The following is a 13,698-nucleotide window of genomic DNA, read 5'->3' as shown; positions in this document are numbered from 1 at the left end:
TGGGAACTTAAATTGTAGATTAATTATTGTTAAACCATGAGCTATCGCACGAGTGGGCACGCCGCTTTATCGTAAAATGAATTTTTCAATATAAGGAATCGTTAAATGTCTGACTCTATTCACGGTCGTAATGTTATTAAGTTGATGAAGGCACAGAATACGCCACAACCACATCAGCAATGGCTTGCTCTTATGGCGCAGGAGTTTGGCGAGAATGCAGAGTTTCATACCTGTAGAGCCAGTGATATGAATGCGGCTCAATTAGTTGATTTGTTTATCAGCAATGGGCGTTTAACCGAAACAGATGCTGGTTTTGAAATTAATCAATGTGGACATTGTGCAGGTAAAGAGCACGCTGAAGAAGGCCATTCTCACGATTAATTGATGACTGATTAGGCAATGGTGAGTAATTTAGCTTGATGTTTTAGCTTATTCCCTTGACAAATTTACCATAAAAAAACGCCACTATTGAGTGGCGTTTTTTACAGGTGAAGGCTTAGCCAATCACGCTTAGATAGCCTTGCAAAATAATCGCATTAACAATATCTATAAAGAACGCGCCTACAATTGGCACGACCATAAAGGCTTGTGGTGAAGGGCCTGTTCTTGATACTAATGCACCCATATTCATAACCGCAGTTGGGGTTGCGCCCATACCAAAGCCGCAGTGACCGCCAGCCATAACAGCTGCATCGTAATTACTGCCCATTAATCTAAAGGTGACGAAGTAGGCAAATAAAGCCAGGATTATGCCTTGGGTCAGCAAGATAATTAACAGTGGAATCGCTAAATCAAAAATCTCCCATAGCTTTAAATTCATTAATGCCATTGATAAAAATAGCGCTAATGACACGGTGCCGAGGATATCAACACACTCACTGTTTATTTTAAACCCACGGGTTAACTCAGTGGCATTGGTGATAACAACACCGAAGAATAGTGCATAAACAAATTCAGGCATTTTCAGCCAAGTAATGTCGTATGCAGTAACAAATTTACCGAACCATTTCGCCCCGGCAACACATAACAGCAGGACAAATAAAACTTCTAAAATCCGTTTAGCGGTCACCCTGTCTTCTTCAAGCTGGTCGTAGGTCACTAAATCTGGGTGATCTTCATGATGATTACCTCCTACACCGTAGGATGAAACCAGCTTGTTTTTATTAATCAATCGCTGGGCGACAGGGCCGCCGATAATACCGCCCATTACCAAGCCAAACGTCGCTGCAGCCATGGCAAACTCAAGGGTGTTCATCCCGTAGTTCTCTTGGAAGGTTTGTGCCCAAGCAGCACCAGTACCATGACCTCCTGAGAGGGTGATAGAGCCAGCAATTAAGCCCATTATAGGTTCCAAACCTAATGCTGTAGCCATGGTTACGCCAACACCATTTTGGATAATGATATATAAAGAGGCGATGCCTAAAAACAAAAAGACTTTACTACCGCCCTTCATAAGCAATTTGTAACTTGCCGCTAAACCAACGGTGCTGAAAAACATTAGCATCAAGGTGTTTTGCATCGATAGCGTAAATTGAAGACTGATGTTATTGAAGTGCAGCAAAGTAATAAAGCTGGCAACGATCAATCCGCCCACGATGGGTTCTGGGATATTATATTTTCTAAAAGCGGGTAAATGACGGTTGACCGAATGGCCAATGAATAGGACTAAAATCGCTACAAGAAACGATTCAAGCTCTCCAATAGAATAGACTGTATTCATGAAACTCCTTTGGATAGCAATGAAAAAAGTAACACACTGCTTTAACGCATCACCACATGGTATGCCTTTATATATGACTTAAATTAATTAGTTATGCTGATTATAGATTATGACGGAGCTAAAGATAATGCTATCAAGCTAAATTGATGGGTTATTACGCTAAAACAGACACAAATTAACATGTAATTAATCTCACGAATGCAGTTGTTAAGTTCAAAGATACAGATGTAGGTGACTTGCTTGCCACTTGTTAACTTTTAAGGACTGGATTTTGCGTTAATTTAAACCCTTGTCATTGATAAAAGGTGATTTGATGAGAGTGACTATTGAGTTTGCTGATGAGCATTAATCTGAGCTGCGGTAACTATCATTGATTTTATTTTGGTGTCAAAGGAGGGGATTAGGATGAAATTCAATGCTAAAAAAATGGAGTAATGACTTTCATCATTACTCCATTTTTATCACTATTATAATGCTTTAGAACGCAATTAAAGCAGCACTCCAAAAATTAAAATAGAAAATTAATCTACTGCAACCATAACATTGCTAGCTTTGATAATGGCATAAGCATTGCCACCAACCACTAAACCTAGTTGCTCACAAGATTTTTTAGTGACAACAGAAGTGATTTCAACACCTGCAGCTAATTCGATAACGATTTCGTTATTAACTGAACCTTCTTCAATAGAAAGAATTTTTCCAACAAGTGAATTACGTGCGCTGATTTTCATATTTTTGAAATCTCTATGTAGTAAGTGAATATATATCAATGATATATATGATTAATTTATCTTATAAAAAATTGTTTGCAATAAGATAATGCGGCTAATGTTATAAGTTTAGTTAGTATTTTGTGGTTTTGGGGGCTATATCGCAGTTTAGTTTATGAAATTGCACTTTATCTTGCTTATTGTATGTCATTCATTAGTTGTAATTTTCAATGTTTGTTATGCCATTATCTTGTGAGCCTATATAACATTCATTAATTATCAGTGAGTTATAATAATGTAAATAGTCAATAATTTGACTTGTTAACTGCTTGGTGCTGGTGTTAAAATTCGCATGTTTTTTTTAAACTGTAGATACTCTAATGGCAAACTCGTTGCAAAATGAGGACGCAAAGTGACAGCACAGGCGGGTCTGTGGGCTGCATTACTGAGTGTTAAAAGATGACAGATAATTTTGTGCAACTTATAACACTAGGATTTTAAATGAAATTGACAACTAAATTAGGGATGCTGTTAGCACTGTCTTGTTCAACGGCTTCTGTAGCTCAAGCTGATGAACTTGAACTGGTATCAGGACAATACTTCTACGGCTATGAAGAGCAGTTTAATCATGGTTCTTGGGGGATCATTGATGATTTAGATTTTTCTGAGTTACAAGAGGAAAACCCTAATTCGTTAAAGAGAGAACTGAAGGCATTGTACTCTGAAGATGAGAAAATGTACTTTGATGTTCAATGGACCCGTAAAACGTTAAAGAAAATGTTCCCTGAGCAATGGGCACAAGTTAAAAACCTAGAAGGTGATGAGCGCCGCGACGCCATTAAGAATATACGTAACCAAGCATGCGATGCCAAAATGGAAGTGGGTTATGCCACAACATATGGTATTGACGGTGAAGGTTATGCTGCTGAATTAGATACGCATGCCTGTGGCGGTGAAACTCAACTTGGAACCGTTAGAATGCGCACTTATGTGCCAACAGTTCCAGGTGCAAAGTATGCCATTTCTGTTAAATATCAAAAGCGTGACTATGATTATGAAGCTCATGGCGCACGAAATGAAGCAAATGCATATCGTGATTTAATTGTACGAGTAGGCTCGGAAAAACATAACTTATCACTTGACGCTGTCGAAGGTGAGTCACTGGATCAAGGCTTTAAAAAAGCATGGATAACGTTTACTGCTGATCGTTTTTATACGCCTGTGATTTTACGTGACAGTGGTTTTCCAGATAGTTACGGTGTCTTGATCCGTGGTGTGCAAGCATTTAAGACTGAAGACAATGATCGTGAATTAGAATGTGCGGCTTATTATCCTGAATTTAGCCGTGATCTAAAGCGTTGTTTAGTGGGAGACGTTGATCCTAATTTAATGGGCTGTGACTTAACACAAGCAACACTAAATTGGACGAAAGGCGATAAGCTTATTGATGACGAAAGTCGTTCTATTGAAGAAAATATCTTTAGTACTGCTAAAAATACCTTCTTATCTTTGGGTCAAGCAGGAAAGCTTAACCTGATTTTAAAAGAAAATGGTATTAATGCTAGCTGCCCTATTTCAGGTAAAACCTTACACCTTAACGAGTACACAGGTAATAATGGTACTTATGAAGAGTATGCTGAAAAAGGAGTGATTGCGGTTAAATTATTAGGTTGTATGGACGATAGTTTAAACGGTGTGTCTTTATTGGCAAATCAACATTTCTCTGCTGATCCAGAGAAGCCTTTTGAATTACAAACTAACGATAAATTCGAATATAACTTCGCTCCAGAGGTTTATGCTGAATGTCGATTATCAAGAATTACCATTAAAGATAAAACGCATAAAATCCCAGAAACACAACAGGGATATGTAGAGAATAGTGATGGCATCGATTTAAATAAGATGACGCTTTCTAACGAAGATTAATTCGCACGTTGCTTCATTTAATGAACTAAAAGGCTGCCAATTGGCAGCCTTTTTATTAGTTAATTTTTCCCATAAGACTCTATTTTAAAGAAGGATTTTTGTTTGTTTGAAATTATTTTTCATCACTTACTATTGGAGGTGTGTATAAAAAGTGTGCTAGGTTAGAATTTGTAAGCATGAGCTTGATGTCAATATCAATGGCTCATTACGCTTATGAAGCAGTGAATACTGCAGAATGAATAATATTAAGGATGATAAGAGGTGTTTATGCTCAGGATGTTGCGATTAACGATAAATGGAACCGCAGTTGAACCGTTTCGCAAAAATATAGTTGGTTACTTAACGCCATTGTTCTTTGGCGGCATGTTATCTTTTTTATTAGCAGGTTGTAGCACCACCTCGCACTCTTCAGCCAAGTTAAATGTAATGCCTCTTCCTGAAAATGGCGCTTATTTTGTTAACGCAATAGATTTGGATATAGCAAAAAATAACTTAGTTCCATCGGTAGAGAGTTTGTCAGCATTACTACCAGATCAAGTCGAAGAGCTTGAAGCCTTTATTGCAAGACCTGAGATTGCTGAGCTTTCGAAGCGATATCAAGTGGTTCGTTTTATTAACAATAAAATGGTTAATTTTAATTACGAAGGCTTAAATTATAATACGGCTCAAGCTTGGCAAAATAAGTCTGGTAATTGCATGGCTTTAGCTATGCTTACTTATGGTGTGGCAAAGCATTTAAACGTGAGAGCTGTTTTTCAAGTGGTCCACTCGGCGCCTTTATTAACACATATTTCAAATGACTTAGTCGTGACCTCAGATCATGTCCGTACCTTTTTATATGAAACGGATGCTGGCGGTGTATATATTAATGGTAGTGAATTCACCGTCATAGATTATTTCCCTGATAGAAACGATCGCACGGGAGCGGTGGTCAGTGAAGATGAGTTTCTTGCTATGTTTTATCGTAACCTCGCTGCAGATGCCCTTCTCGCCAATGACTTAACCTTGACCTACTCTCTATTAGAAAAAGGCTTACAACTTGCCCCTAAGTATATTCCATTGATTAATATGATGGCTGTGGTGCATCGACGAGTGGGAGATTATCAAGTTGCTGATGCTTACTATCAATATGGCCTACAGTTTGAATCTAACTCACTGACATTATTAAGTAACTATAACTATTCATTATATTCACAAGGTAAAGTACTAGAAGCTGATGCCATTTATCAGCAACTCATTCAGCTAGAGAATGAGACACCTTACGGTTGGTACTCAATGGCGCAAGAAGCGACGAGACAGCAAGACTATTTTGCTGCAGAAGCATTCTTAAAAAAGTTTATCAATAACAGCCCTTATTATCATCAAGCCTATTATGAACTCGCCAAAGTACAGAATGCACAAGGCAAAGTGTTAAGTGCGAAAAAAACGCTCGAAAAAGCATTGGAGTTAACATCTATGGGTAAGAGTCAGCAAAAGTACTTAGCAAAATTATCTTGGCTTAAGCAAAGTAACAGCCCTAGTCACCGGTAGTAGAACAGCTAATCAGTAATAATAAAGCCGCATATTGCGGCTTTTTAATTTATGAGTTTAAGCGAGGCTGCTGCGTTCTAATCAATACTCAGTTCTTAGCTTTGGATGCGCTTTGGTATTAGTCAATGCTTAGCGCGACCATTTTCAACGGATGATTGCCATCAAATGAAGGGAAGTCTTCATGGCAGTGGATCCATTGTTGATGAGTCACACGCCGACCTTGTTTTTCAACACAGCGAATTAAGCTCTTCAGCCAAGTATCACGCTCAACTTTAGCGACATTATTACAACACACAATCGTGCCGCCAGATTTTGTAGCTAACATGGCAGGTTTAAATAAGCCTTGGTAATCATTGATTAAATCGACAGTACCAAATGGACTTTTAGCAAAGCGAGGGGGATCGAGAAAGACTAAATCAAATTGTGTTGCTGGCAGCTTTGGGTATTTAGGTAATTTTTGCCCACGGCGTCCGCCGACCTTAAGGCCTGCAAGCTGACGTAAAGCTGGAAAAGCATCACTTTGTATAAACTCACACACTTCTGTCACGCCATTAAGTTCGGCATTTTTCTTTCCCGCCGCTAATGCAAAAGAAGAAAAGTCTACGTTCGTGACCTTAGTTGCCCCGCCCATTGCTGCCGCAGTGCCGATGCCACAGGTGTATGAAAATAAATTCAGCACCGTTTTATGTTCACTATGCTCTCTAACAAATTCACGGCCAACTCTCATGTCTAAAAACAGCAGAGGGTCTTGTCCTTCATGGCGTAATTTAGACGTAAATTGAATGCCATTCTCTTTAATAACTTGTTCAGAGCAAGCAAATTCGTGATGGTCACTTTGTAGTGCATTTTCGACACGGGAATTGCGTTTTGAGCGATCATTATAAATGACAGGTAATGCCGTTAATTCTGTGAGGACTTGAGTCAATTCTTCCAGCTGCGTTTCAGTTAAGGTCTGGTGAAATGTTTGAATTAACCATGCATTGCCATAGCGATCAATATTCAGTCCATTTTCACCTTCAACAGTGCCATGGTAAATACGAAAGCAATCTGTTTGACTGGCTTCTGCTTGAGCGAGAAATGTTGCTCTACGATCGATGGCATGGGTTAATGATGTTTGCAAAGACATAAATAAGTGCTCAGTGGCGAATAGAGATATAAACGGTGATTATATCAAGCTTTACTAGATTAAGGGGAAATCCCTAGCCTGAAAGGCTGGTAATTATGGCAATAGCGCCTAGGCTAAAAGAAGATTATCCATAAATTTAGTGATGGAGGCTCAGTTTTCAGATGTTAATAGTATTTCAGCTATTGAATAGGGCATATATTACTGAGCCCGTAGGTTGATTGGTTAGGATTTAGAGGTTTATTTGAAGCAGCTATTTTGTATTTCCGCTAAAAAAATGTTGTTTTGTATCCTGGGCCTATGTGGTTTTAGTTTGACTTTATCTGCCAATGAACTGGTTTTTGACCCTTTGCTCACGATTAATGATAGTCAGCAAGGGCGACAGTTGGTTGAGCTTTATTTTCAAGCAGAAAATTCACCAGATAACACATTTAATACCATAACAAGCATGAACACTTCAGGCGTGTTTGATAATAATGTGTTTTACACCGCTGTTTATTATCGCATTCTCCATAATATTGCTGTTGCAAAATCGGATCTCGATGCTGCGTCCCAGTCCGCTGAGAAATTATTTGAGTATGGTCAATCGCAACAGCTGGATTGGATCCTTGCAGAAGGCTTGACCTTAAAAGGGATCCTCGCTGCCCGCCAAGGTGAAAGCAAACAGGCTTTTGACTATATTGAGCAAGCGATTGTAATCTGTGAATCAATTCATTATGAGCGACTATTAGCAAGAGCACTCAATACTCGAGGTATATTACACTCACGCAATTTAGACTACGAAGCATCTTTAAGTGATTATCAAAAAGCCATTTCATTGTTAGATGAGAGTAACCAACATCATTTTTTAGGGCGAATATATTCAAATATTTCAGTAGTTTATTCGAGATTGAAAGATTGGCAAAATGCCATTGAATACAATCAGAAAGCCGCCGAATTGTTGTTGAAGGACGACAATATCAGTTATGAACTACTGGTTGTTTTATATAGTAATGCCAGTAATTTGATGTTGCAGGTTAACGATATCGCCGCCGCGACAGATTTTAGCCATAAGAGTACAGTTGCAGCACGTCAGTCAGACAATGTGCAGTTAATTGTAAATGCATTATGGACTGAAGCAGAATTATTGTTGCAGCAACAACAAATGAGCCAAGCAGAGCCGATTATATTGGAATGTCTATCCCTTGCTCACGAAGCCTTAGATCCCCTAGCATCAAAGCAATGTTTATATGGTTTAAGTGAGGTAAGATTTAGTCAAAAAAACTATGAGCAAGCAACAGAGTATGCAAACCAATTATTGCTAGATTTTGAAGATATTAATAATCAAGATTGGCTCTTAAAAACACATCAATTACTTGCCCAAATTTACCAAGAAACGGCTCAATACCCAGAAGCTCTCGCACATTTGACCACTTATTATGAAGGCACTCAACGGCAACTGTTCGATAAACGTGAAAAACAAATCTATGAGTTACAAGTGAAATTCGATGCGCAATTACAAGATGAAAAAATTGCGTTATTGACTGCGGAGAATAACTTAAAAGCTGCCACGTTAGAGAAAAAAGAGCTCCAAGAAAAGTTGTGGGTTTTAGTGTTTAGTGGATTAACTATCGGAATCGCGCTTCTCATTCATCGCTATACGTCTAATAAAAAACGTATCTCAACATTACGTTCAACTAACAAAAATCTCTATATACAATCGAATAAAGACCCACTGACGGGTTTATACAATCGCCGGTTTGTAAATAACTTTGTTGAGCATAACATCACTAAAACAGGCGTAGAGTATTACAGTGTGCTCATTTTGGATTGTGATTTGTTCAAGAAAATCAATGATACCCATGGTCATGACGCTGGCGATGAAGTGTTAATGGCATGTGCTACTCGTTTGCAAAACAGAATCAGAGCAAACGATGTGCTAGCTCGCTGGGGCGGTGAAGAGTTCCTGATATTATTAGCGCTTGAGTCTGATGAATTGCAACAGCATATCTTGGAACGATTTAATCAGGTGATAGCAGATACCCCGGTAGAATATTCTGGACATTCACTCAAGGTGACGATTTCTATTGGGGCAACTAAGCCTATTTTATCGTCTGAACTTGTGCAACATTGGCAGCATTATCTCACTTTAGCCGATAGTGCGTTGTATCAGGCAAAATCACATGGACGAAACTGTGCTTTTATCGATGGGGCAATTATTGAAGCTTCATAGTTTACAAAGCTCGTACATTGCCAAGGTTTGCTTAGGAATTTGAAGGTACAGAATGAACCTTAAAGGTTTTATCGGCAATCAGTTTACCATTGAGTTCTAGTGTCATGCGCCAGTTTCCCACTTTGTTACTCACAGGTGCCCAAATACAATCGCCTAAATAAAACTTCCAATCATTTTCTTTTATATACACTTCGCCATCGTAAGGCGCTTCAATATTACCTTCTGCATCAGGGATATTTGGATGATAGATACAATATTTAAGCACTTGGTTTTTCGCTTTTTTAATGCGAGTGACAAAGCCGAACTCCATGTCTATTACGGCTGGCACATGGACTGTCGCTTCTAAAAAGCGGGGGAGCTCATCACTTTCAGAGTCCCACTTACTGAAGATGCCTGATTGGATAACCTTGATATCTGCTTTTAATTTACTCATAAACGTCTAAATTTAATTGACTTGGGTAGCGATTATTTCGCCTTAATGTGCTTAATCGCTGCTTGCATTGCAAACTCATAACCCTGAATGCCTAACCCGCAAATAACCCCTTGTGCTTTATCTGAAAAATAAGAATGACTTCTAAAGGGCTCTCTGGCGTGCACATTTGAAATGTGAACCTCAATAAAGGGAATGTTAACGCCTAAGATCGCATCTCTTAGTGCAACACTTGTATGAGTGAACGCTGCAGGGTTAATAATAATGAATTGAGCGTCAGTTGCATGAATCGCATCGATAAGCTGATACTCGGCATTAGATTGAATATGATCAAACCCTAAGCCAGACTGCTGAGCTAATTGGCGAGCATTTTCAACCACGGTGTCTAAGTTATCACTACCGTATAATCCAGGCTCTCGGCGGCCCAATAAGTTAAGGTTCGGGCCGTTAACCAATAAAACTTTTGCTTGCGTTGGCATGTTCATTCCTTGCTAAAAGTGTTGCAGCTCGCTGCGTTAAGTCAATTGCGATGTTACTGCTCAAATGATTGGACTTAAGTGAGTGTAATTTATCATGATAATGATAGCCAAATCGGGAATTATTTTCATGATAACCCGCGGTAATGGCTAATAATCAGATTTGCTTCTTCGTAGCGCTTTAGTCGCTCCGCGCTGTTTTTTTGCGTCAACACGGCGACGCTGACTAGCCTTAGTTGCTTTAGTAGCAATTCGGGCTTTTTGAACAATCCCGACGCTTTTCACTAATTCAATAAACTGCTCTAGTGCCAGTTGTCGATTAAAATCTTGGCTACGACTTTGCTGACACTTAATAATAATTTTGCCACTTTTAGTAATGCGGTGATCGGCTTTGGCTAGTAACTTTTGCTGATAAAACTCAGGGAGTGAAGACTGCCTAATATCAAAAATGATCTGCGCCGCAGTTGACACTTTATTGATATGCTGGCCACCTGCACCACTTGAACGGATAAATTGCCATTCAATTTCATTATCTTCAATGCTGACACGGTTGGTAATATTGATCATTGTGCTAAAACGCTTCACTTTTTTAAATCATAACTGTGGTTAGCTTAACAAACTTTTGTTTAGTACAGCGGATAAGATTTGCTACTATCAACAATAATATAGGCTGAAACAGATGTTGATACATCGTTATGCAGCCGCATAGACAGTTTGGAGTTGCGTTATGTTGTGCCAAATCCCTGATATTTCCCCAGGTGTCATTAGCTTGTTTGTTAGTGGACGTTTATCGACCCATGATTACCAAACGCACTTGCAACCATTGATTACTCAGTATCGTGACAATAGTGGCCAAGTAAAATTATACATCGAAGCTGATGTGTTGCTAGAAGGGTGGGATGTCAGCTCATTAATGGGCGGAGATAAAGTTCAATTACCGCCATTTGATGCTTTGGTGTTTGTAGGAGGCCCTGACTGGGTAGGTAACTCGGTTAATTTACTTGCGCCATTCATGCAAGGTGAAGTAGCGTGGTTTCCGTTAGAGCAAAAACAACAAGCCATAGCATGGCTTAAGCAGTGATGTCAGTGTCGTGTTGCGCCATAAAACCAGTTTAGATATATTTTTGTTATAAATTCAAGGAAGTAAAATTAAATGTTCAATAATAAAACCAACCGTTTAGCGGCTAAATTAACGATTATTTTTGCTGCAGCAGCATTGGTCCTAGGGTTGAGTGCTTGCTCGCCTGAAGTAGGAAGTGAAGCTTGGTGTAAACAAATGAAAGATAAGCCTAGTGGTGATTGGACTGCTAATGAAGCGGCAGATTATGCCAAGCATTGTGTATTCTAAATGATCATAAACCGTGATCGCGTTATTTTTTATGACATTCAAGGCTAGCGGGTTTAGCACTTTTAGGTAAACTCATTGTCTTATGACTAGCCGGTACTTTCATTAAGCTATTTAACTTGCTTGTTAAGTGCTTGGCTAGGAGTTATTTATCAGAGGTCATTTGTGTCATTGTCAGCCATTAAAACATGTGCAAAATTAATGGTCGCCGTTATGTTGCTGCAATTTATCAGCACTAACTTAGGCGAGCATCAGTTGCACCTTGGTGATGGCGAAAACGAACAAGTGAACCATTCCCACATCGTATTTTCAGCACCAGCTGATGTTTGCGATAAAGCTGATGATTTTACTCACTTATTTAATGCAACCTCGACAGCATCTGAAATCCATAACCATACGTTAATGGCTGACAACCAAGATTATGAACTGTGTTTAGATTGTCAGTGTCACGGTGGTCATAGCGCAACAATTGATTTTGTCGCTCAGCTTATGCCTGTGGCAATAATTTCTGAAGCGCCAAAAACTGTTATTCAAACTTACATCCCCCCAGAAGCACGCTTAAGTTACCGCCCTCCTATTTTATTAATCAGTTAATGACTTAACTGATTAATCTTGCACAGTTATCGTTTTAACCGACTGGTTCTGTCTAATCCTATTGGGTTTGAGGCAGCCTGTATTGAGGCTTGTTATAAGTCGCCAAAAGGTTAACTCGCTTAGAATTTAACTATTTTTACATCCAGATAATTTCAGGGTGATAACGGCTTTGCACGATTAATCATCAATTAATTTTAGATTTTGACTTAGGTCGAAACGAGAATAAATGATGAATAAATCTATTATTTCTTCAGCGCTTATTGTGCATTTAAGCATGATGGGGGCGAGTATTGCGTCTATACAAACTGCGCATGCCGAAGGGGTGTTAGCGAGCGCCTTTAATCGGCCAATACATAACACTGCTCACTCAGCACTTGAGCGCACTAATGTTACTACAAGTACTCAATCGTGGTTTGACACCTTGATGCTCAGCTTTGAACAGTTGCCACAAATACAGGCCCAAATGTCGTTAAAACGCCAAGCTTTATTGAAGTTATCAGCCGCAGATAATGCGATTTATAACCCAGAGCTTGGTGTGGATTATCAACATGCACCGGAGGACGACATCTTCACTATCGCCTTAAGTCAAACCATTGATTGGAGTGATAAGCGCGGCGCAGCAATTCGGCTAGCGCAATTGGAGTCAGAAATCACCTTGTCGGAAGTGGCAGTTGAGCGCAGTCAGATACTGTCAAAACAATTGCTGGCAATAGTGGCGCTGCAACAAAATCAAACCTTGTTCGCTTTTAATCAACAGCAGTTTGATTTAGCAAGGGCGCAATTTGCATTGGCTGAGCAGCGTGTCGAAGTAGGCGATATTGCTATGGTTGAACTGCAACTCATGCGTCTTGATGTCGCCAACAATGCAGCAGCTTTGGCTTTAGCAGAGCAAGCATTACTTGTTGCAGAAACAGAAGTTTACACCTTATTAGGCCATGAGAGTGTACCTAATATAACGCTAAACAGTTTAATAGAGCTGACATTAAGCCAACGAGTCACTCCAGAGTTACCCGCATTAAAAACGGCCTATCAACAAGTCATGCTAGCCAAATTGCAGGTGAATCAGTTGAAGGCTGACTTATCTGCAGATCCCAGTATTAGCCTCAGCGCAGAGCGTGAAGGTAGTGATAATAAATGGGGGCTAGGTGTGTCGATTCCATTAACCGTCCGAAACAACTACCACGACTCCTTTGCTGCAGCGAACGAAAGCATTGCCATTGCTGAACAATCTTATCTAGCGACAGAAAAGGCACTGCATCAACAGTGGCAGCTATTTACTCGTGCAATCCCAAGATTATTAACACGCTATCAAGACTGGCAGCAATTAGTTGAGCAATCAGGTCAAGAGGCGACAGCTTTGATTTCAGGCCAATGGCAAACAGGTGATATTAGCACCAGTGATTATCTGCAAAGTCAGCGGCAAATGAGCACTAGCTTTGTTGCTGGCGTCAACTTAGAGGCCAATTTGTATCAACACTGGCTAACGTGGATGGGTGACAGCGGGCAGCTTGAACAAGTGCTACAGCAGCATTTTATGACCAATAAGTCAGCAACTACCGACGCTTTAGCTGATTAACTAACAACAATATTGAGTGGTTATTTGTTGAGTTTATAAAGCGAATAACGGCTTAA

At 39.6% G+C, this 13,698-nt stretch carries 14 protein-coding genes and 1 riboswitch; of the genes, 8 read left to right on the top strand and 6 right to left on the bottom strand.

Features of this window, described 5'->3' with window-relative positions; all coding sequences use genetic code 11:
• The first annotated feature begins 105 nt into the window (after positions 1-105).
• The gene (locus AN944_RS01495; protein WP_055022811.1) at positions 106-381 is read left to right on the top strand and encodes a YecH family metal-binding protein; all 276 of its coding nucleotides are present in this window, start codon (positions 106-108) and stop codon (positions 379-381) included.
• Between the two features lie 115 nt (positions 382-496).
• Here the strand turns inward: AN944_RS01495 and gltS are convergent, their stop codons facing one another.
• Together gltS and AN944_RS01485 are read right to left on the bottom strand one after the other, a co-directional pair.
• The gene (gltS, locus tag AN944_RS01490; RefSeq protein WP_055022810.1) at positions 497-1,720 is read right to left on the bottom strand and encodes a sodium/glutamate symporter; all 1,224 of its coding nucleotides are present in this window, start codon (positions 1,718-1,720) and stop codon (positions 497-499) included.
• A gap of 521 nt (positions 1,721-2,241) precedes the next feature.
• Complete coding sequence (locus AN944_RS01485; RefSeq protein ID WP_055022809.1) at positions 2,242-2,451, bottom strand: molybdopterin-binding protein; 210 nt, start codon at positions 2,449-2,451, stop codon at positions 2,242-2,244.
• A gap of 351 nt (positions 2,452-2,802) precedes the next feature.
• Positions 2,803-2,880, top strand: a riboswitch (cyclic di-GMP riboswitch).
• Positions 2,881-2,931: 51 nt separating this feature from the next.
• Here AN944_RS01485 and AN944_RS01480 point away from each other — a divergent pair.
• Together AN944_RS01480 and AN944_RS01475 are read left to right on the top strand one after the other, a co-directional pair.
• Positions 2,932-4,356: a hypothetical protein gene (locus AN944_RS01480; RefSeq protein WP_055022808.1), complete on the top strand. Its 1,425-nt coding sequence runs from the start codon at positions 2,932-2,934 to the stop codon at positions 4,354-4,356.
• Between the two features lie 267 nt (positions 4,357-4,623).
• The gene (locus tag AN944_RS01475) at positions 4,624-5,886 is read left to right on the top strand and encodes a tetratricopeptide repeat protein (protein ID WP_082419840.1); all 1,263 of its coding nucleotides are present in this window, start codon (positions 4,624-4,626) and stop codon (positions 5,884-5,886) included.
• A 118-nt stretch (positions 5,887-6,004) separates the two neighbouring features.
• Here AN944_RS01475 and AN944_RS01470 read toward each other — a convergent pair whose 3' ends face one another.
• A complete protein-coding gene (locus tag AN944_RS01470; protein WP_055022806.1) occupies positions 6,005-7,012 on the bottom strand; it encodes a class I SAM-dependent rRNA methyltransferase in 1,008 nt (335 codons plus the stop codon).
• Positions 7,013-7,322: 310 nt separating this feature from the next.
• Between AN944_RS01470 and AN944_RS01465 the strand changes: the two genes are divergently transcribed.
• Positions 7,323-9,221 (top strand): tetratricopeptide repeat-containing diguanylate cyclase, encoded by a 1,899-nt coding sequence (locus AN944_RS01465; RefSeq protein ID WP_160319067.1) that lies wholly within the window; start codon positions 7,323-7,325, stop codon positions 9,219-9,221.
• Positions 9,222-9,252: 31 nt separating this feature from the next.
• Here the strand turns inward: AN944_RS01465 and AN944_RS01460 are convergent, their stop codons facing one another.
• From AN944_RS01460 to arfB, 3 genes are all read right to left on the bottom strand, one after another.
• Complete coding sequence (locus AN944_RS01460; RefSeq protein WP_055022804.1) at positions 9,253-9,654, bottom strand: DUF3859 domain-containing protein; 402 nt, start codon at positions 9,652-9,654, stop codon at positions 9,253-9,255.
• 32 nt (positions 9,655-9,686) lie between these two features.
• Positions 9,687-10,130 (bottom strand): type II 3-dehydroquinate dehydratase, encoded by a 444-nt coding sequence (gene aroQ, locus AN944_RS01455; RefSeq protein ID WP_055022803.1) that lies wholly within the window; start codon positions 10,128-10,130, stop codon positions 9,687-9,689.
• Between the two features lie 147 nt (positions 10,131-10,277).
• Positions 10,278-10,694, bottom strand: a complete 417-nt coding sequence (gene arfB, locus AN944_RS01450) for an alternative ribosome rescue aminoacyl-tRNA hydrolase ArfB (RefSeq protein ID WP_055022802.1) — start codon at positions 10,692-10,694, stop codon at positions 10,278-10,280.
• A 160-nt stretch (positions 10,695-10,854) separates the two neighbouring features.
• Here arfB and AN944_RS01445 point away from each other — a divergent pair, with 160 nt between their 5' ends.
• The 4 genes from AN944_RS01445 to AN944_RS01430 all read left to right on the top strand — a co-directional run bounded on the left by AN944_RS01445 (position 10,855) and on the right by AN944_RS01430 (position 13,642).
• Entirely contained in the window at positions 10,855-11,208 is a 354-nt protein-coding gene (locus AN944_RS01445) for an STAS/SEC14 domain-containing protein (RefSeq protein ID WP_055022801.1), read from the top strand.
• Between the two features lie 72 nt (positions 11,209-11,280).
• Positions 11,281-11,475 carry a DUF3012 domain-containing protein gene (locus AN944_RS01440; protein ID WP_055022800.1) on the top strand — a complete coding sequence of 65 codons (195 nt, stop codon included), beginning with the start codon at positions 11,281-11,283 and terminating at the stop codon, positions 11,473-11,475.
• Positions 11,476-11,637: 162 nt separating this feature from the next.
• Complete coding sequence (locus AN944_RS01435) at positions 11,638-12,066, top strand: hypothetical protein (protein ID WP_055022799.1); 429 nt, start codon at positions 11,638-11,640, stop codon at positions 12,064-12,066.
• 226 nt (positions 12,067-12,292) lie between these two features.
• The gene (locus tag AN944_RS01430) at positions 12,293-13,642 is read left to right on the top strand and encodes a TolC family protein (protein WP_235530827.1); all 1,350 of its coding nucleotides are present in this window, start codon (positions 12,293-12,295) and stop codon (positions 13,640-13,642) included.
• Positions 13,643-13,698 lie beyond the last annotated feature (56 nt).

The organism is Shewanella sp. P1-14-1, from assembly GCF_001401775.1.
GTDB lineage: Bacteria > Pseudomonadota > Gammaproteobacteria > Enterobacterales > Shewanellaceae > Shewanella > Shewanella japonica.
Note: the sequence above shows the minus strand (reverse complement) of the source record. Positions and strands in the feature narration are given on the sequence as shown.

What these genes read in the sequence shown, in the direction of transcription:
- AN944_RS01460 (WP_055022804.1), bottom strand. Translation starts at nt 9,654, where the DNA reads ATGAGTAAATTAAAAGCAGATATCAAGGTTATCCAATCAGGCATCTTC.
- AN944_RS01470 (WP_055022806.1), bottom strand. Translation starts at nt 7,012, where the DNA reads ATGTCTTTGCAAACATCATTAACCCATGCCATCGATCGTAGAGCAACA.
- gltS (WP_055022810.1), bottom strand. Translation starts at nt 1,720, where the DNA reads ATGAATACAGTCTATTCTATTGGAGAGCTTGAATCGTTTCTTGTAGCG.
- AN944_RS01445 (WP_055022801.1), top strand. Translation starts at nt 10,855, where the DNA reads ATGTTGTGCCAAATCCCTGATATTTCCCCAGGTGTCATTAGCTTGTTT.
- AN944_RS01440 (WP_055022800.1), top strand. Translation starts at nt 11,281, where the DNA reads ATGTTCAATAATAAAACCAACCGTTTAGCGGCTAAATTAACGATTATT.
- AN944_RS01495 (WP_055022811.1), top strand. Translation starts at nt 106, where the DNA reads ATGTCTGACTCTATTCACGGTCGTAATGTTATTAAGTTGATGAAGGCA.
- AN944_RS01430 (WP_235530827.1), top strand. Translation starts at nt 12,293, where the DNA reads ATGATGAATAAATCTATTATTTCTTCAGCGCTTATTGTGCATTTAAGC.
- aroQ (WP_055022803.1), bottom strand. Translation starts at nt 10,130, where the DNA reads ATGCCAACGCAAGCAAAAGTTTTATTGGTTAACGGCCCGAACCTTAAC.
- arfB (WP_055022802.1), bottom strand. Translation starts at nt 10,694, where the DNA reads ATGATCAATATTACCAACCGTGTCAGCATTGAAGATAATGAAATTGAA.
- AN944_RS01480 (WP_055022808.1), top strand. Translation starts at nt 2,932, where the DNA reads ATGAAATTGACAACTAAATTAGGGATGCTGTTAGCACTGTCTTGTTCA.
- AN944_RS01475 (WP_082419840.1), top strand. Translation starts at nt 4,624, where the DNA reads ATGCTCAGGATGTTGCGATTAACGATAAATGGAACCGCAGTTGAACCG.
- AN944_RS01485 (WP_055022809.1), bottom strand. Translation starts at nt 2,451, where the DNA reads ATGAAAATCAGCGCACGTAATTCACTTGTTGGAAAAATTCTTTCTATT.